Genomic DNA, 16577 nt, shown 5'->3' on the forward strand with positions numbered 1-16577 from the left:
GCCGGGTGCACCACGGCTTAAACAACGACGGCGCCGCTCCCGGGTGGGGGAGCGGCGCCGTCGTCGTTGTGTACGGGTCGAAAAGACCTAGCGGGAGCGCTGGCGCAGGCGCTGCACGTCCAGAATGACGACTGCGCGTGCTTCCAGGCGCAGCCAGCCGCGCTGGACAAACTCAGCAAGTGCCTTGTTCACGGTTTCGCGGGAAGCACCAACCAGCTGGGCCAGCTCTTCCTGGGTCAGCTCGTGGGCCACCAGGATGCCGTCAGTCGCAGGGCGGCCGAAGCGGTCCGCGAGATCCAGCAGTGCCTTAGCCACGCGGCCGGGAACGTCCGAGAAAACGAGGTCCGCAAGGGACTCGTTGGTGCGGCGCAGGCGGCGGGCCAGAGCCTGGAGCAGCTGGACCGACACCTCGGGGCGCGTTTCCAGCAGTGCCTTCAGGTTGTCATGACGCAGTCCGGCGAGGCGGGTCTCAGACACCGCGGTGGCGGTGGCGTTGCGCGGGCTCGGATCAAACAGCGCCATTTCGCCGAAGAGCTCGCCCGGGCCGAGGATGGCCAGCAGGTTCTCACGGCCGTCGGGGGCCGAGCGGCCGAGCTTGATCTTTCCGGACACGATGAAATACAGCTGGTCGCCCTGGTCACCTTCGCGGAAAACTGATGCACCGCGCGAAAGGTCGACCTCGGTCAACTCGTCGGTCAGAGCTGCGAAGACGTCGTCTCCCAATGAGGCGAACAGTGGCGCACGGCGCAGTACCTCGATATCCATGAAATCTCCTGTAAATAGTTGTCCCTTCTATTATCTTCTCGCACTACGGCCCCATGTGACACCTGTAATAGCGTTGTTCGCCCACGGATGATAAAAAGGACGCCCCGACGTGCTGCCCTGCGGAAGGTGCCGGGGACGGCGTCCACAGCTTGGGCCGCTAAACTCGGGAGCCAGGAGTCGCCTCTCCCCGGCCTCCACGACCCCTTCTTCAACGCATTTGGAGCTGTTTTGCTCGGTTTTTCACTGCTCGACGTCATTCTGCTTTTGGCGCTGTTGTTCTATCTCATCGCCGGTTTGCGCAATGGCCTGGTGGTGACTTTGGGCGGCATCGTGGGCTTTGTTGCCGGAGCTGTGGCTGCCTTCTTTGCGATCCCGCTGGTGACGTCCTGGGTGCCCGACGACGGCTGGCGCCTGGTGGCCGTCATTGCCACCATTGTGGTGCTCGTTTTGGGCGGACACGCGGTGGGGGCCGCGCTGGGCCGCGGAATTCGCCGCTGGCTCAACTTTCCGCCGCTGCGCTTCCTGGACCGTCTGCTGGGCGGCGCCGTGAACCTGGCGGTGTCCGCCGTGATCATGTCCATGCTGGCCTTCAGCGTCAACACGCTGGGTGTGCCGTTCCTCTCGCAGCAGATCACCTCCTCCAAGGTGCTGAGCACCATTGACGAGGCCACTCCGGACCGGATTAAAACCTGGACGGCTGAGGTGCGGTCCTTCACACTGGCCGAAGGCCTGCCGACCATCTTGGACAGCGCAGCGCCCGAAACCGTGGTGGCACCCCAGCAGGAGCTGTCCTCGCCGGCGTTGCAGACGGCGTCGGACTCGGTGGTGAAGATCACTGGAACGGCGTACCAGTGCGGGCAGAACCAGACCGGCTCAGGTTTTGTGGTGGCCGATGACCGGGTGATTACCAACGCCCATGTGGTGGCCGGAGTCTCCAAGCCCGTGGTTCAGGTTCCGGGCGGCAGTGCCCTTCCCGGTGAAGTGGTGTACTTCGACAGTGCACACGACCTGGCCGTCCTTGCCGTGGACAACCTGGATGCGGATCCGATTCCGCTGGGGGAGGTCCTGCCCAACGGCACTGAAGCCGCTTTTGCCGGGTATCCCGCCGGTGGTCCGTTCCGGCTCCAGGCCGCAAACGTGGAACGCCTGTCGGATGTCTCCGTCCGGAACATCTACGGGTCTTCGCCGGAAACCGTGGAGGTCTATACTCTCGCTGCCGATGTGCAGCAGGGCAATTCCGGCGGCCCGCTGCTGGACGTTGACGGCCGGGTGGCCGGCGTCATCTTCGCCAAGACCACCGGAGACCAGCCGATCGGCTATGCGCTGTCCCTGGCTGAACTCGCTCCGGTGGCGGAGGCCGCCCCGGGGTACCAGGACGCGGTGTCTTCCGGCCAGTGCATCTCCAGCGAATAAACCTCGAGCGAGTAAGGCGGGCCTAGTCCTGCGCCGCTTCCCGGTCCAGCCTGGCGGCGAGGTAGTCCACGGCCATCTTGTAGCCGGCGATCCCCGCCCCGCAGATGACGGCGTCGGCCACTGCGGACACGTAGGAGTGGTGCCGGAATTCCTCGCGCCGGTGGATGTTGCTCAGATGGACCTCCACCACGGGCAGGCCCACGCCGGAGAGGGCATCGGGGATGGCCACCGACGTGTGGCTGTACGCCGCCGGATTGATGACAATCGCATCGGCCAGCCCCGGGGCTCCGTGAATGGCGTCGATCAGATCCCCTTCATGGTTGGACTGGATGCAGTCCACCGTCCAGCCGGAGGCTTCCGCCGCCTCCTGCACCAGCGCCTCAACGTCGTCGAGCGTTTCGGTCCCGTAGATTCCGGGTTCACGCGTGCCCAGAAGGTTCAGGTTGGGTCCGTTGAGGATCAGCAGGTTGCGGGTGCGGGAGGCAGTCATGGGTTAACTATGCGCCAAGCCGATCGGATGCGGCGGCCGTCTCATGGCGGCGTGTCATGCGTCCCGCTGCCAGCGCGCCGATGATCGTCACCAGTGACATCAGGGCCAGTACGACGCCGGGATGCCACCATGCACTGTCCGTCGCCTGGGCGAAGGCGGAGGTGACGGCCGGGGCGAAACCGGCGAGGATGCCGGCGAAGCTGTAAGCCAGGGACAGGGCCGTGAAGCTGGTCCGGGCCGGGAACAGGTCAGCCATCAGGCCGCCCAGTGCTGCCCAGGCCGCAGTTGGAGCAATGCCGCCGATGAGGATGGTCAGGATATAGGTGGTCTGGTCCGCCGTGCTGATGATCCAGTACAGCGGGAAGGAAATCAGCAGGGTGGCCACCGCGCCGGCGGCCACCATGCGGGCCGAGCCGATCCGGGTGGCGAGCCAGCCGAACGCCGGAATGGTGGCCAGCTGCAGGACTGATCCCACCAGTGCGGCATTGAGCACCGTGGCGCTGCTCAGGCCCAGCTGCTCGGTGCCGTAGGCCTGGGTGTAGGTGGTCATCAGGAAGTAGGAACCGATGCCCAGCAGGGATGCCGCGGTGGCAACCAGTACGGCCAGCCGCTGGGTCTTCAGGACCTCCAGCACCGGCACCCGGGGCAGGGCCTGGTGTCCCGCCACGTCCTTGAAAACGGGAGTTTCCTCAATGGCGAAGCGCAGGTACAGGGCTATGGCCATGAAGGGGAAGGCCAGCAGGAACGGAACCCGCCACAGCCCGGCTTCCATGGTTTCCGGCGAAACATTGGCCAGGGCCAGGAAGATGCCCGTGACCATGATGGTTCCCACGGGGGAACCGATCTGCGGGATGGCGGCATAGAGTGCGCGGCGGCGCGGTTCGGCATGTTCGGTGGCAATGAGGACGGCTCCACCCCATTCGCCGCCCACTGCCAGGCCCTGCAGCAGCCGCAGGAGGACCAGCAGCGCGGGGGCCCAGACACCGATGGTGTTGTAGTCCGGCAGCAGGCCGATGACTCCGGTGGCGGTGCCCATGAGGACGATGGTCCAGATCAGGGACTTCTTGCGGCCGATCCGGTCGCCAATGTGGCCGAAGAGGATTGCGCCGAGGGGGCGGGCGATGAAGCCAATGCCCAGGGAGAGGAAGGACAGCAGGGTGCCGATCAGCGGATCGACTTCCGGAAAGAAAATCCGGTTCAGGACCAGGGCGGCTGCGGTTCCGAAGACGTAGAAGTCATAGGATTCCAGGGCCGTGCCCACAAAGGATGCGCCGGCAACCTTGCGGGCCATCCGGCGGGAGCGGGGGAGGGGCGGCTGCGCCGCGGAAGGCGCGGGCGTGGAGTCTGGGGATGAAGTGCTGGTTGTGGACACGAGCACTGATTCTGCTACCCCGGGTGCTTCGCTGCCAAGTCTATGAGCGGGACGTCACATTGGAGCGCAGTTTGGGCCCCGGGCCGGTTTAGTGCAGCGCGCCGCCGAGGATGGCCCGGCCGGCGCTGACCAATGACCGGGTTACGCCTTCGGGATCGGCCACGTACCCGTGAACCATGGCGCCGTCGCGCAGCATCAGCAGCTGATCCGCCAGGGCATCCGGATCGGGTGCGCCCAGCTGGGCAAGCCGGCCGCGGACCTCCGAGTGCAGCCACCGGCGGTGCTCGGACACCACTGCACGGACCGGAGAATCGGCATCGGGAAACTCGGCTGCGGCATTGATGAACGGGCAGCCGCGGAAACCCGGGATGCAGGTTTCGTCGCCCATCGCCTGCGCCAGCTCCAACAGCGCAGCGCAGGGATCGGAGCTTAGGTTTGCCGCAGCGGAACGGATCCGCTCCGACTGGGCCTTCAGGTAGGCCACCACCAGATCTTCCTTGGTGCGGAAGTAGCGGTAGAACGTCACCTTGGTGGTTTCCGCGGAGGCGATGATCCGGTCAGCACTCACGGCGCGGATGCCCTCGGTATAGAAGAGGGTGGCGGCGGCATCCAAGATACGGGTGCGTACCGGCGGCTGGACGGTCATGTAATTCTCCTGAGTTGCGGATTGCTGGAAAGACGCGTTTACTGGGGTCAACAGGTAGACGTACTAGTTAGTCTACCTGACCTCAGACTTGAAGGAGTTGCCATGAGCGCTTTGTACACTGCAGTTGCCACCGCGTCCGGAGACGGCCGCAACGGAGAAGCCCAGACCAGCGACGGCCAGCTGAAGCTCAATCTGGCCACTCCGAAGGAAATGGGCGGCGCCGGAGACGGCACCAACCCGGAGCAGCTCTTTGCAGCCGGTTACGCGGCCTGCTTCCTGTCCGCCCTCAAGATGATTGCCCGTGCCGAGAAGGCACCGATCGCCGACGCCGCAATCACCGCTGACGTCAGCATCTACAAGCAGGAAGTCGGCTTCAAGCTTGGCGTTGCCCTGCACGTGGAGATGTCCGGCGTGGACCAGGCCACGGCCGAGAAGCTGGTGGAGTCCGCACACCAGGTGTGCCCGTACTCCAACGCGACCCGCGCCAACCACCCCGACGACCTCGACGTAAGGGGGGGCTACCCCCCGCCCCCCCCCCGCCAACTGGAACATGGTGCGCTTCCCAGGCCTGGGAAGCGCACCTTCTGCCATTTCGGTGGTGGTTTAGTCCGCGGGGTTTAGTCCGCGCGGTGGGTGTTGCGGGGAATTACTTGCGCATCGACTCCGCGATCTGCTGCATCACCGTGTTGTCCGCCAGCGTGCTGGAGTCCCCGGCCTCGCGGCCTTCGGCAACATCCTTAAGCAGGCGGCGCATGATCTTGCCGGAGCGGGTCTTGGGCAGCTCCGGCACCACCAGGATGTGCCGCGGCTTGGCAATGGGACCGATTTCCTTGCCGACGTGGTTGCGCAGGGTGGTGACAATGTCGTCGTCGTCCTTGGCGCTGCCGCGCAGGATCACGAACGCCACCACGGCTTCACCCGTGGTTTCGTCCCGCGCCCCCACGACGGCGGCCTCCGCCACCGACGGGTGGCTGACCAGCGCCGACTCGATCTCCGTGGTGGACAGCCGGTGCCCGGATACGTTCATCACGTCGTCCACGCGGCCCAGGAGCCAGATATCGCCGTCTTCGTCTTTCTTGGCGCCGTCGCCGGCAAAGTACATGTTGTCGAACCGGGACCAGTACGTCTGCTTGAACCGTTCCGGGTCGCCCCAGATTCCGCGCAGCATGGCCGGCCAGGGTTCCTTGACCACCAGGAAACCGCCGGATCCGTTGGGCACCGATTCGCCCATTTCATCCACCACGTCAATGGAGATTCCGGGTACGGCAACCTGGGCGGACCCGGGCTTCGTCGCCGTGACCCCGGGCATCGGAGCGATCATGTGCGCACCGGTCTCCGTCTGCCACCAGGTGTCCACGATGGGTGCCGGGTTTTCCTTCTTGCCGCCGTTGGCGCCAATGACGGTGCGGTACCACATCCAGGCCTCGGGGTTGATGGGTTCACCCACGGAGCCCAGGACACGGATGGAGTCCAGGTTGAACTTCCCGGGAATGTCCCGGCCCCACTTCATGCAGGTGCGGATGGCGGTGGGGGCCGTGTACAGAATGGATACCTTGTACTTTTCGACCAGTTCCCACCAGCGGCCCTGGTGGGGGGTGTCCGGGGTGCCCTCGTAGATGAGCTGGGTGGCGCCGTTGACCAGCGGAGCATAGGTCACATAGCTGTGCCCGGTGACCCAGCCAATGTCAGCGGTGCACCAGTACACGTCGCTTTCCGGCCGAAGGTCGAAGGTGTTGCGGTGCGTAAAGGCGGTCTGTGCCAGGTATCCGCCGGTGGTGTGCAGGATCCCCTTGGGTTTGCCCGTGGTGCCGGAGGTGTACAGGATGAACAGCGGGTGCTCGGAATCGTGGGCCACAGGAGTGTGCTCGGCGCTCGCGTTTCCCACGGCGTCCTCCCACCAGATGTCCCGGCCCTCGGTCCACTGCACCGGTTCGCCGTTGCGGCGGACCACCAGGACGCTGCTGACCGTGTGGCCTTCCTTCACCAGGGACTCGTCCACCGCCGGTTTCAGGGCGGTGGGCTTGCCGCGCCGGTAGGAACCGTCGGCGGTCACCACCAGTTTGGCTTCGGCGTCGTCAATCCGGCTGCGCAGCGCGTCGGCGGAGAAGCCGCCAAAGACCACCGAGTGGACGGCGCCGATCCGGGCGCAGGCAAGCATGGTGATCACTGCCTCGGGAATCATCGGCAGGTACACGGCCACCCGGTCTCCCTTGCTTACACCCAGGGATTCGAAGGCGTTGGCTGCCTTTTTGACCTCTTCAGTGAGCTGGGCGTAGGTATAGGTGCGGGTGTCACCCGGCTCGCCCTCGAAGTAAATGGCCACCCGGTCGCCGCGTCCGGCCTCCACATGCCGGTCCAGCGCGTTGTACGCGGCATTGAGCTTTCCGCCGACAAACCACTTGGCGAAGGGTGCGTCCGACCAGTCAAGAGTTTGAGTGAAGTCCTCGTCCCAGGTCAGCAGGCTGCGTGCCTGGTTGGCCCAGAACTCCGGTCCCTGCGCCGCAGCCTCGTCATACAGCGAGGGCTGAGCCACCGCATGGGCCGCAAAGTCAGCGCTGGGCGGAAAACTCCGGTGCTCATGGAGCAGGTTCTCCAATGCGTCGCCATGCTGTTTGACGGGGGACTGTTCAGACATCGTGAACCCTTTCGCTAGCTGCTTGCCCACGGTCCAGCCCGGATCGGAGGGCTGCCGTAGCGTTGGAACAACCCTAGCGCTGATCGCCCTCCTGCGTGTTACCCGTCACATTTGCGCCCGGCAGCGGGGGCAACCGTGCGGTGAGCGGTCAATCACGGCCGGTGGGCCTGCGGCAGTTCGGCTAGTCTGACGTCCGGGTGTTGACTAGGCTGTGCAGGGAAAGCAACCACTTTTGAACCGTGCATGCGGCCAGTCCTTTGCCCTAACCCGCAGCTGTCTGCGGGCCCGCAGGCGGCGGCCGCGAATGGAGAACAGAATGAATCAGCCCCCCGTTGAGAACGACGCCCGAACGGCGGCGGAGACTCCGGCGCCAGCCGAGAGCCATTCCGCCGGCCAGGACAAAGCCCGGACTGCGGTTCTGGGTCCGTTTGGCCTGCGCGACACCGTGGTTGGCGGTTCGGTCCTCCTCATGCTGATCGGCTCCCTCCTGCCGTGGAGCCTTGCCTTCGGGCTTGAAGTTAATCTGTGGGCACCGGCAACTCCGCTGTTCTTCCTGGCCATCGGCATCATCCTGCCGCTGGTTGTTGCCGGGCTCTTTGCTGCCCGCCGGCTGGCCCCCGAACTGAAATACCGTGTTGGCTCGCTCTCTGTCGATCAGTTCGGTTCCGTGGTGGGACTTCTCGCGCTTGCCTTCTTCTTCCTGCAGCTGGTCAACGAGTTCACCATCGGCGCCCTGCTGACCCTGATCGGTTCCCTCGGGCTGGTGGCTGCCACCACGCTCGCTCCGCACATCCCGCCCTTCTCCCGCGAGTTCGCTGAACGCCCGGAAACGCCTGCCCACGTGATGGCCCGCGAGGCAGTCCGTCTGACCCGGCGCCCCGCCCGGCCCGCGGCGGAGCGTCCCGCAGCTGCTGCCGATTCCTCCGAAACCGGCGAGAGCGCCGTGAACGGTGCCAAGCCCGCCGAGTCACGCTTCGCCGGGATGGGCAAGGGAATGGGCAAGCTGGCCCCGACCGGACTGTTCGGCCGCAAGGCCGACGACGGCGTTACCCCCGACGCCGGCGAGCCGGCAGTCAACGGCGTACCTGCGGCCGAAACCGTTGCCGCACCCGCCGTCGTCGAACCCGTTGCTGCTGAACCCGCTGCGCCCGCCGACAAGGAATCCGCCGACAAGGAATCCGCCAACAAGGGAGCCGCGGCCAAGAACGCGCCTGCAACGGCCAACCCCGTACCTGCCCCCGGCTCTTCCGCCGTTGAATCTGCCCGGACGGAATCTGCCCGGACGGAATCTGCCCGGACGGAATCTGCCCGCCCGGAATCCGGAGCTGCCAAGACTCCGGCCGCCTCCCAGGCTCCTGCAGCATCTCAGGCCCCTGCTGCCTCCAGCAGTGACAACGCCGTCGCGGCCACCACGGTCAATCCGGTGGTGCAGGCAAAGTCGGCCGATGCCGAGCCCGCTGCCAAGTCGTCGGCCCAGGTGTCGTCTCCTGCCACCGAATCCATCAGCGCCACCCGTGAAGAGTCCGAGAACGTGGTTGAAGCGTTCTGGTTTGCCGTGGGCACTCCGCGCCAGATCGTGGACGAGCGCACCGGCCTGCCGCTGTTCATGTTCCACCCGGGGGACTGGGAGCTGGGTCTGGAAGACCGCGGCACAGAGTTCCTGGTGCAGGACAAGCGCACCGGCCGCATTGGCGTGCTGCGGGACCTGAGCAACATTGAGCGTGTGGGTGAAGATTCCGGCGAGTAGTCCGGAACCGCCCGCTCCAGCCGAACCGGCGTAACCGGCAATACAGAAGGACATCAACGACGTGGCAAAGGCAACCGGGAGCGACTCCTCCCTGCTGGCACTGAAACGCAGGGCCCGGAAGATCAACCGGATGCTGGGGGAACTGTATCCCTACGCCGTGGCGGAACTGGATTTCACCAACGCTTTTGAGCTGCTGGTGGCTACCGTCCTGTCCGCCCAAACCACCGATATCCGGGTCAATGCGGTCACTCCCGCGCTTTTTGCCCGTTATCCGGACGCCAAGGCCCTGTCCGAGGCGGATGAGCTGGAACTGCAGGAACTGATCCGGCCCACCGGGTTCTTCCGTGCCAAAGCCGCCAGTATCAAGGCCCTGTCCACGCGGCTGGTTGATGAGTACGACGGCGAGGTGCCGGACAAGCTGGAAGAGCTCGTCACCCTGCCGGGAGTGGGGCGAAAGACGGCGAACGTGGTGCTCGGCAATGCCTTCGGCATTCCGGGCATCACGGTGGACACGCACTTTGGCCGGCTTTCGCGCCGGTTCGGCTGGACCACCGCCAAGGACCCGGTGAAGGTCGAAGAAGATGTGGCCGAGTTGTTTGAGCCCAAGGACTGGACCCCGCTGTCCAACCGGGTGGTTTTCCACGGGCGCCGGGTTTGCCACGCCAAGAACCCCGCCTGCGGAGCCTGCGCCGTTGCGGCGCTGTGCCCCTCTTACGGTGAGGGTGAAACGGATCCCGTGAAGGCGAAGAAACTGTTGAAGTATGAGCTGGCTCCCGGCCGCGAGGAGCTGCATGCCAGGATGATGGCTGCGGAAACCCGAGCCCAGCTGCGTGCGGCCGGCTACGGGCTCGAAGCATGAGCGCCTACGCTGACCTGCGCGAGCTGGGGGCGTCGGCCTCCGCGCGCACTACCAGTTTTGATGCCAACCTGGAGCTGCTGCGGCGCAGCGTGGATCCAGCCACGGCCCGGCGCGCCGCCGTGCTGATCCTTTTCGGCAACCTGGATGACAAGCCCGCTGATTTTCGCTCCGCCGGAGTTCCGGAAGAGCTGGATGTGCTGCTCGTGGAGCGGGCAGCAACCTTGAACGATCATCCCGGGCAGGTGGCCTTTCCGGGCGGATCCGTTGATGCCGGGGACTCCGGGCCGGTGGCCGCCGCACTGCGCGAAGCCCGCGAGGAGACGGGGCTGGACCCGTCCGGCGTCGTCGTCCTGGGAACCCTGCCGGAAGCGGGACTGCCGATCAGCAACTTTCTGGTAACTCCGGTGCTGGGGTGGTGGGACCGGCCCACGCCCGTGGACGTGGTGGATTACGGCGAGTCCGCGTCCGTGTTCCGGGTGCCGGTTGCGGACCTGCTGAACCCGGAGAACCGGCGCACTGCGGTGCTGGGAAACGGCCGGCAAAAGCACCGCTCACCTGCGTTCCTCGTGAACGGCGTCCTGGTGTGGGGCTTCACCGGAATCATCCTCAACGGGGTGCTGGAAGAACTCGGCTGGACCCTGCCCTGGGATGAAAGCCGGGAGATCGTTCCGGCTCTGTAAGGTCGCTTGGATTAGGCGCGGGTTCAGGAACCTCAGTCGGCGGCTGCGCCCCGACGCCCTGGAACCTCGCTCAGCTTGTCCAATGATTCCGGGGAGGCGGCAATTTCCACCTTGCCTCCATCCGTCACCAGCGTCAGGGCCTGGATCCCCGGGGCCTGGATGTACTTCCTGTCCTTGCCTGTCAGTTTTCGGCGTTGGGGCAGGACATCGTAAACCTTCATGTTTATGGCCCGCCCCGATGGTTCCAAGGTGTCGTACACGGCCGGCTGGAAGTGGATGGACCCGGCACCGGGCGTTGCTATCCCCTGGTTCCATATGCTGCTCAGTGAACCGGCACGTGCGTCCGGGTATCGGATGTAGGCCATGGTTTGGCCACGTTCATCGAGACGGGCCTTGGTCCTCCGTCTCCGCCTTGTCTCAAAGAAAGCAAGGAGCCAGTACGCCAGCGTCCACATGGCAGCATTGAAAACAGCGTCCTCCAGATCCCCTGCCCTAAAAGCGCCCCACAGACCTGCATAGACAATAAAAAACAGCAGGTACCCGGCGGTCAGGGCCAAATATGGATGCGTTCTCCCCCATTCCTTCATAGGGCAATACTAAGCAGGCGCCCCGCCGGGGGATATTTTCCTCCGCTGGCCAGCCAGAGCACTTGGCCCGACGGGCCTATTCGGGTGAGAGCGCGTCCAGCAGTGCGGAGTAGGTCGCCTCAACGGCTCCGCCCGTACTGCGGATGACCGTTGCCTCCGGCCGTTCAGCCAGGCCGTCCACCAAATTGTCATACAGGAACTCCAGCAATAGGGTGCCTCCGCCCTGATCCACTATGTTCCGGACTGTGTCATGCCACGGATCATCGTTCCCGGTGCCGCGGCCGGCAAAGCGGCCAAGGGAACGTTCCTTGCTGTCCAGGAGAACCACCTCGCGGAAAGTGCTGCCTGATGCCTCCGCGACCGCCTGCAGGTCCGCGACCTCCCCAGCCGCATCGAGAAACTGGGGCATGATGACGCAGTGCCCCGCTGACAGATGGGCCGCTGCCATACTCCTCACGAGGGGCCGGACCAGTTCTCCAGCTGTCTGGAAATCCTGCTGCCATCCACCTATCAGGCAGCGAACTTGATCAACGTCCAGGTTTAATGTGCCGGGATGGCGATCGGCGAACAGCCGGGCCAGCGTTGATTTTCCGATGCCGGGCGGTCCGTTCAGCAGAATGAAGTCAGGCACGGCCGGCCCTTCCGCTGACTCTGGACGGCGCCGGCGGCGGTGAGGAGAGGACGGTCACGGCCAGCTGGACACGGTTGGTGACGTTCAGCTTCGTGAAGGCGTTGGCGATGTGGGTTTTGACCGTGGCAACGCTGACGTAGAGCTCGGCGCTGATCTCCGTGTTGGTCAGTCCGCGGGCGACGGCGCGGGCAATGACACATTCACGCTCGCTGAGCGCCGCCAGCGGGTTGTGCGGTTCCGCCGGCTCCGGTGATTCGACTGTCGAGGCAGCCGCGGCCGCGACGATGCGTTTGAGCACGCCGGGGGAGAATCGCAGGTTGTCCGAAGCGGCGGCACGGACGGCAGAGATCATGTCCGCGGGTGGCGTGTCTTTGAGCAGGAATCCGCTCGCACCGGAACGCAGCGCGGAGAGGATGAAGTCATCGGTGTCGAAGGAGGTGAGGACAACCACCCGGGGCGGCGCCGGAGCCGCAGTGATGCGTTCCGTAGCGGCGATGCCGCTGAGGCGGGGCATCCGGATATCCATGAGGACGACGTCGGGGGTTAACCGGGCGGCGAGCAGAACGGCGGTCTCGCCGTCGTCTGCTTCCCCGGTGATGGCAATGTCCGGCGCCCCCTCGAGGATGAGCCGCAGCCCTGCGCGGATGAGGGGTTCATCGTCCACGATCAGCACCTTTATTGAGGCCGCGCTCACTGACGCAGCGCTCACCAGGGGACCTGCACAGCGGTGGTATAGATCCCGCGCTTGGCGCCCGATTCGAAGGAGCCGCCCGAGAGCCGGGCACGCTCAGCCAATCCAATCAGGCCCAGTCCGTCCGGCGCAGCAGGCCTGGACCCGGAAACCGGGTTGCTGACCGTCACGGTGATGCCCTTCCCGGGCGCACCGGTGAGGGAGACCGACACAGGATGGCCGGGAGCATGCTTTTGGGCGTTGGTGATGCCCTCCTGCGCCACGCGGTACAGGTGGCGGGAGGTGGCATCCGCAGGAAAGTTACCGTCGGCGGCCAGGAGAGCCGGTTCGATATTCAGCGTGATGTCAGTGCCCGCCGCCCGTGCTGATTCCACGAGTGCCGGAATGGAAGAGATGGTTGGCTGGGGCGCGGTATCTGCGGTTTCTTCACGCAGGACGGCTAATACGGTGCGCAGTTCCGACGCGGCCTTGTGTGCGGTCACACGCAGGGTTCCTGCCGTGGACCGGATGGTCTCCGGATCCAGGTCAGTGCGGTACTCCAGGGCACCGGCGTGCATGCTGATCAGGCTCAAACGGTGCGCCAAGGTGTCGTGCATTTCCCGGGCGATTCGGGTCCGCTCGGCCAGCCGTGCCTGATCTGCCCGAGCATCCTGTTCCCGGCGGGCGCTGTCCGCTTCCTGCCGGAGGGAGACGATCAATGCCTTTTTGGCGCCGCGGTTCAGCCCGATCAGTACCAGGACGGCCAGCATGCCCAGCGCGACCAGGAGAACCCACCCGTAGTCTCCGGCAGCGTCAACCGGGTTGACGGCGAGGTCAACTGACACTGCCGCACCATAGACAAGCGCAGTGGCGGCCAGGAGGCGGGGTCGCCGCAGGGCCGCGATGTGGATAATGCACAGGCAGGCCGCGGGGAAGGCCAGGGTTGAAAGGCCGCTCAGGGCAATGATGGCCAGTCCAGCGCCCACCGGTGCCCGGCGCAGGGCCAGCGGAAGGAGCCCGACGGCGGAGAGGCCCAGGAAGAAGTCCAGGAACATCAGTCCCATAAAGGGCAGCGGATCGACGTCGTCGGCCGGCAGCGTTGAGCCTTGGACGACGAGGAAAACCAGGACCCCGGCAACCGCGGCGGCTGCGCAGATGCCTGCCGTCTTCCAGGCGCTGGGGCGTTGAGTCGGGAGCGGCATTCCATGAATCCTAGTGAGGCGTGTGCCGGACCACAATTAGCCAAAAGCATGAAGTCCTTTTCGCCGAGTGGCTGGAACAGGAGCCGAACGGCTGAAGCGGAAGGGAACCCTGAGCGGGGAGGCTTCAAGCATGACTTTCTCCGCTGAGCATCCTGCCCCCGCTCCCGTCTTTGCTTTCCACCGCCTCCCGCGTTCCCTGCCCGGTTACCGCTGGTGGCACCCGCTGACCACGCTGCTGGTCACTGTCGTCCTCTTTTTTGTCCTGATGATGCTGGCAATAGGGGTAACGGCGGCGGCGGGGATTTTTGTGCCGGGTGCTTCCGCGACGGTTGAGCGGGCGTTGTCTGCGGAATCAGACCTCGGCGACCCGGGGCAGCTCGCCTTCCTGCTCGGAACAGTCGGCCTGCTCTGGCCCGCGGCGGTGCTGGGCGTGCGCTGGGGAGCCGGGCGTTCGGCGGGCACGCTGTCCTCGGTGACCGGCCGGCTGCGCTGGCGCAGTTTTCCCAAGCCGCTGGCCCTGGCTGCCGGTTTGTTCGTGTCCGCGAATGCCCTGAGCCTGCTGGTGCCGGACACCATGCGAGAAACGCCGGACGGCGGCGGTTCCGGCAACGTGTGGCTGCTGTTGCTCGTGGTCCTGGCCTTCGTTCCGGTGCAGGCAGCCGCTGAGGAGTACATGTTCCGGGGCCTGCTGATGCAGGGCATCGGATCCTGGCTGCGGCATCCGGCCTTTGCCATCCTGCTGCCGGTTCCGCTGTTCGTCGCCGGCCACGGCTACGGACTGGCCGGGCAGATTGATATTGCAGTCTTTGCCGCTGCGGCTGGCTGGATTACCTGGCGCACCGGAGGGCTGGAAGCCGCCATCGCCCTGCACATCGTCAACAATGTGGGAGCGTTCGGCCTGGGTGCAGCCGGGTTCAGCGATGTGAACGCCACTGACCTGGCGTGGTCCGCCCTGCCGTTTTCGCTGGCTTTTACGCTGGTCTACTGCCTGCTAGTGGTCCGCTGGTTCCCGGCACCTGCGTCGGCGCCCCCGCGGCAGCCGGAGGGTTACTTGGCTTCGGCGTAGGAATCCACGGTGACGGTCACCACCGGGAACTCCAGCGGAATCCGGCCAAACAACAGGCCGGTGGCGGCGGCAGCGGCCTCGGTGACCAGGGCGCTGACTTCCTCGGTCCGCTCTGCCGGCACATGGAGCATCACTTCGTCGTGCAGGAAAAACACCAGCTGCCCGGCCGGTGCGGCAGACGACGCCGCCCGCAGCCGCCGTCGTATTTCTGCCAGCCAGCACAGGGCCCATTCCGCTGCCGTGGACTGCACGACGAAGTTGCGGGTGAACCGACCCTGCGAGCGGGCCAGTGAGTCTGCACGGCGCTGTTCTTCCGCAGAGGTGCTTTGCTGGGCGCGCAGCCAGCGTTCGGAGACCGGAGGGGAGCTGCGGCCCAGATGGCTGCTGACCGGTTTGCCGGACTCGCCGGCCCGGGCGCCGCGCTCCACCACGGCAATGGCCTTTGGGTAGGACCGGGTCAGGGCGGGCATCAGCCGTCCGGCTTCGCCCGAGGTGGCCCCGTACATGGCGCCGAGCATCGCCATCTTGGCCAGTGCCCGGTCACCGTTGAAGTTCTGGTCGGCGATGCCCTGGTACAGGTCCTTGCCGCGGGCAGCAGAGGCGAGGGCGTTGTCCTGGCCCAGGGCGGCGAGGACCCGCGGCTCCAGCTGCGCGGCATCGGCGACAATGAGCCGGTGCCCCGGATCCGGGCGCACGGCGTCGCGCACAAATTTGGGGATCTGCAGGGCGCCGCCGCCGCGGGAGGCCCAGCGGCCGGAGACAACCCCGCCCACTACGTACTCGGGGCGGAACCGGCCGCCGTCCACCCATGCATCCAGCCAGGTCCAGCCGTTGGCGGTCAGCAGCCGGGACAGCCGCTTATATTCCAGCAGCGGCGCGACGGCGGGATGATCGTGCTGCTGCAGCTCCCAGGAGCGGGTGGTTTTCACTTCAATGCCGGCCCGGTGCAGGGCGCGCAGCAGTTCCTGCGGCGAGTCGGGATTGAACCCGGGGTTGCCCAGTTTCTCCCGCAGCTCCGCGGCCAATTGTTCCAGCCGCACCGGGCGCGCTCCCTCCGGCGGGCGCGGTCCCAGTTCGGATTCCAGCATGGCTTCGTGGATGTCCCGCCGCCAGGGCAGGCCGGCGTGTTCCATTTCCACGGCAATCAGTCCGCCGGCGGATTCCGCGGCCAGCAGCAGTGCCAGCCGCCGCGGGGCGGAGGAGCCGGCCGCGGCAGCGAGCTGGTCCTGCAGCTCGCCCAGCTGGTCGTCCAGCGAGGGGCCGCGCGTGCCGGTCAGGGTATCGAATCCTTCGAGCTCCTCAAACAGTGAGCTTTGGTTCGGCGCCGGCTGCACCGGCAGCAGCTGGCGGGGGAGCAGATCTGCGTCCTCGCCCGGCGTCTCGGCGCGCAGTTTCTCTAGATAAGGGGACGCCGGAACGGCTTCGGAAAAACGCAGGATGCCGCGGACCAGGGCCAGATCATGGCTGCGTTCCACCGTGACGCCGGCCTCGAGCAGCAGGGGGTAAATCTCCCGGGTGCTGCCGAAAACCCAGCGGACGGTCTGCGGGCGGTCCTCGTAACTGCGCACTGCGGCGGCCAGCGAGGAGGGGGCGACGACGGCGGGAGGCGCGGTGGGCTGCCCGGCGTCGTCCGTTTCCTGCAGCAGCAGGGACCCGGCGGCGTCGCCCGGCCCGGCAAGGGTGAGGAGAACGTACATGGTTCCATTGTCCCTGCTTGGCAATGTGCATGGTTCGGCAGCGTGGCCGGCCACCACAGCCAGCTCCTCCTCCACAGCACGAGGGGAGCTCCGCCTTGTCCCCAGAAGGGATGGCAC

At 66.0% G+C, this 16577-nt stretch carries 15 protein-coding genes and 1 pseudogene; 6 read left to right on the top strand and 10 right to left on the bottom strand.

The window, feature by feature from the left end; all coding sequences use genetic code 11:
* Positions 1-87 precede the first annotated feature (87 nt).
* Entirely contained in the window at positions 88-765 is a 678-nt protein-coding gene (locus tag ACIQXM_RS15555) for a Crp/Fnr family transcriptional regulator (protein WP_104053107.1), read from the bottom strand.
* Between the two features lie 228 nt (positions 766-993).
* Here ACIQXM_RS15555 and ACIQXM_RS15560 point away from each other — a divergent pair, with 228 nt between their 5' ends.
* On the top strand, positions 994-2178 hold the full coding sequence (locus ACIQXM_RS15560) for a MarP family serine protease (protein ID WP_400933084.1): 1185 nt from the start codon (positions 994-996) through the stop codon (positions 2176-2178).
* A gap of 22 nt (positions 2179-2200) precedes the next feature.
* Here the strand turns inward: ACIQXM_RS15560 and aroQ are convergent, their stop codons facing one another.
* From aroQ to ACIQXM_RS15575, 3 genes are all read right to left on the bottom strand, one after another.
* Positions 2201-2668, bottom strand: coding sequence for a type II 3-dehydroquinate dehydratase (gene aroQ, locus ACIQXM_RS15565; protein ID WP_400933086.1), 468 nt, complete (start codon positions 2666-2668; stop codon positions 2201-2203).
* A 7-nt stretch (positions 2669-2675) separates the two neighbouring features.
* Positions 2676-4040: an MFS transporter gene (locus ACIQXM_RS15570; protein ID WP_400933087.1), complete on the bottom strand. Its 1365-nt coding sequence runs from the start codon at positions 4038-4040 to the stop codon at positions 2676-2678.
* Positions 4041-4128: 88 nt separating this feature from the next.
* Positions 4129-4686 carry a TetR/AcrR family transcriptional regulator gene (locus tag ACIQXM_RS15575; protein WP_400933089.1) on the bottom strand — a complete coding sequence of 186 codons (558 nt, stop codon included), beginning with the start codon at positions 4684-4686 and terminating at the stop codon, positions 4129-4131.
* A 102-nt stretch (positions 4687-4788) separates the two neighbouring features.
* On the opposite strand from ACIQXM_RS15575, the pseudogene ACIQXM_RS15580 reads away from it, so the two are divergent.
* Positions 4789-5175, top strand: a pseudogene (locus tag ACIQXM_RS15580) (organic hydroperoxide resistance protein); the annotation flags it as partial.
* A gap of 157 nt (positions 5176-5332) precedes the next feature.
* Here the strand turns inward: ACIQXM_RS15580 and acs are convergent.
* Entirely contained in the window at positions 5333-7321 is a 1989-nt protein-coding gene (gene acs, locus ACIQXM_RS15585; RefSeq protein ID WP_400933091.1) for an acetate--CoA ligase, read from the bottom strand.
* Positions 7322-7637: 316 nt separating this feature from the next.
* Between acs and ACIQXM_RS15590 the strand changes: the two genes are divergently transcribed.
* From ACIQXM_RS15590 to ACIQXM_RS15600, 3 genes are all read left to right on the top strand, one after another.
* Positions 7638-9068, top strand: coding sequence for a hypothetical protein (locus ACIQXM_RS15590; RefSeq protein ID WP_400933092.1), 1431 nt, complete (start codon positions 7638-7640; stop codon positions 9066-9068).
* 61 nt (positions 9069-9129) lie between these two features.
* Positions 9130-9927: an endonuclease III gene (gene nth / locus ACIQXM_RS15595; RefSeq protein WP_400933093.1), complete on the top strand. Its 798-nt coding sequence runs from the start codon at positions 9130-9132 to the stop codon at positions 9925-9927.
* Entirely contained in the window at positions 9924-10607 is a 684-nt protein-coding gene (locus ACIQXM_RS15600) for an NUDIX hydrolase (RefSeq protein ID WP_400933095.1), read from the top strand. The genes nth and ACIQXM_RS15600 overlap by 4 nt, the downstream gene beginning before the upstream one ends.
* 32 nt (positions 10608-10639) lie before the next feature.
* Here ACIQXM_RS15600 and ACIQXM_RS15605 read toward each other — a convergent pair whose 3' ends face one another.
* From ACIQXM_RS15605 to ACIQXM_RS15620, 4 genes are all read right to left on the bottom strand, one after another.
* On the bottom strand, positions 10640-11164 hold the full coding sequence (locus tag ACIQXM_RS15605; RefSeq protein WP_400933097.1) for a hypothetical protein: 525 nt from the start codon (positions 11162-11164) through the stop codon (positions 10640-10642).
* Positions 11165-11270: 106 nt separating this feature from the next.
* Positions 11271-11825, bottom strand: coding sequence for an AAA family ATPase (locus ACIQXM_RS15610; protein ID WP_400933099.1), 555 nt, complete (start codon positions 11823-11825; stop codon positions 11271-11273).
* Positions 11818-12489: a response regulator gene (locus ACIQXM_RS15615; protein WP_400933100.1), complete on the bottom strand. Its 672-nt coding sequence runs from the start codon at positions 12487-12489 to the stop codon at positions 11818-11820. Before ACIQXM_RS15615 ends, ACIQXM_RS15610 begins: the two co-directional genes overlap by 8 nt.
* 41 nt (positions 12490-12530) lie before the next feature.
* Positions 12531-13697 (bottom strand): sensor histidine kinase, encoded by a 1167-nt coding sequence (locus tag ACIQXM_RS15620; RefSeq protein WP_400933102.1) that lies wholly within the window; start codon positions 13695-13697, stop codon positions 12531-12533.
* Positions 13698-13827: 130 nt separating this feature from the next.
* Between ACIQXM_RS15620 and ACIQXM_RS15625 the strand changes: the two genes are divergently transcribed.
* Positions 13828-14763: a lysostaphin resistance A-like protein gene (locus ACIQXM_RS15625; protein ID WP_400933104.1), complete on the top strand. Its 936-nt coding sequence runs from the start codon at positions 13828-13830 to the stop codon at positions 14761-14763.
* Here the strand turns inward: ACIQXM_RS15625 and ACIQXM_RS15630 are convergent.
* Positions 14745-16460: a bifunctional 3'-5' exonuclease/DNA polymerase gene (locus ACIQXM_RS15630; RefSeq protein ID WP_400933106.1), complete on the bottom strand. Its 1716-nt coding sequence runs from the start codon at positions 16458-16460 to the stop codon at positions 14745-14747. The two genes, ACIQXM_RS15625 and ACIQXM_RS15630, sit on opposite strands and share 19 nt — an antisense overlap.
* Positions 16461-16577 lie beyond the last annotated feature (117 nt).

Origin of the sequence: Arthrobacter sp. NPDC097144, assembly GCF_044762205.1 — a bacterium.
Lineage (GTDB): Bacteria > Actinomycetota > Actinomycetes > Actinomycetales > Micrococcaceae > Arthrobacter_B.

Coding starts and splice junctions, on each gene's coding strand:
- ACIQXM_RS15590 (WP_400933092.1), top strand. CDS start 7,638: ATGAATCAGCCCCCCGTTGAGAACGACGCCCGAACGGCGGCGGAGACT.
- ACIQXM_RS15620 (WP_400933102.1), bottom strand. CDS start 13,697: ATGCCGCTCCCGACTCAACGCCCCAGCGCCTGGAAGACGGCAGGCATC.
- aroQ (WP_400933086.1), bottom strand. CDS start 2,668: ATGACTGCCTCCCGCACCCGCAACCTGCTGATCCTCAACGGACCCAAC.
- ACIQXM_RS15575 (WP_400933089.1), bottom strand. CDS start 4,686: ATGACCGTCCAGCCGCCGGTACGCACCCGTATCTTGGATGCCGCCGCC.
- ACIQXM_RS15555 (WP_104053107.1), bottom strand. CDS start 765: ATGGATATCGAGGTACTGCGCCGTGCGCCACTGTTCGCCTCATTGGGA.
- ACIQXM_RS15630 (WP_400933106.1), bottom strand. CDS start 16,460: ATGTACGTTCTCCTCACCCTTGCCGGGCCGGGCGACGCCGCCGGGTCC.
- ACIQXM_RS15600 (WP_400933095.1), top strand. CDS start 9,924: ATGAGCGCCTACGCTGACCTGCGCGAGCTGGGGGCGTCGGCCTCCGCG.
- ACIQXM_RS15625 (WP_400933104.1), top strand. CDS start 13,828: ATGACTTTCTCCGCTGAGCATCCTGCCCCCGCTCCCGTCTTTGCTTTC.
- acs (WP_400933091.1), bottom strand. CDS start 7,321: ATGTCTGAACAGTCCCCCGTCAAACAGCATGGCGACGCATTGGAGAAC.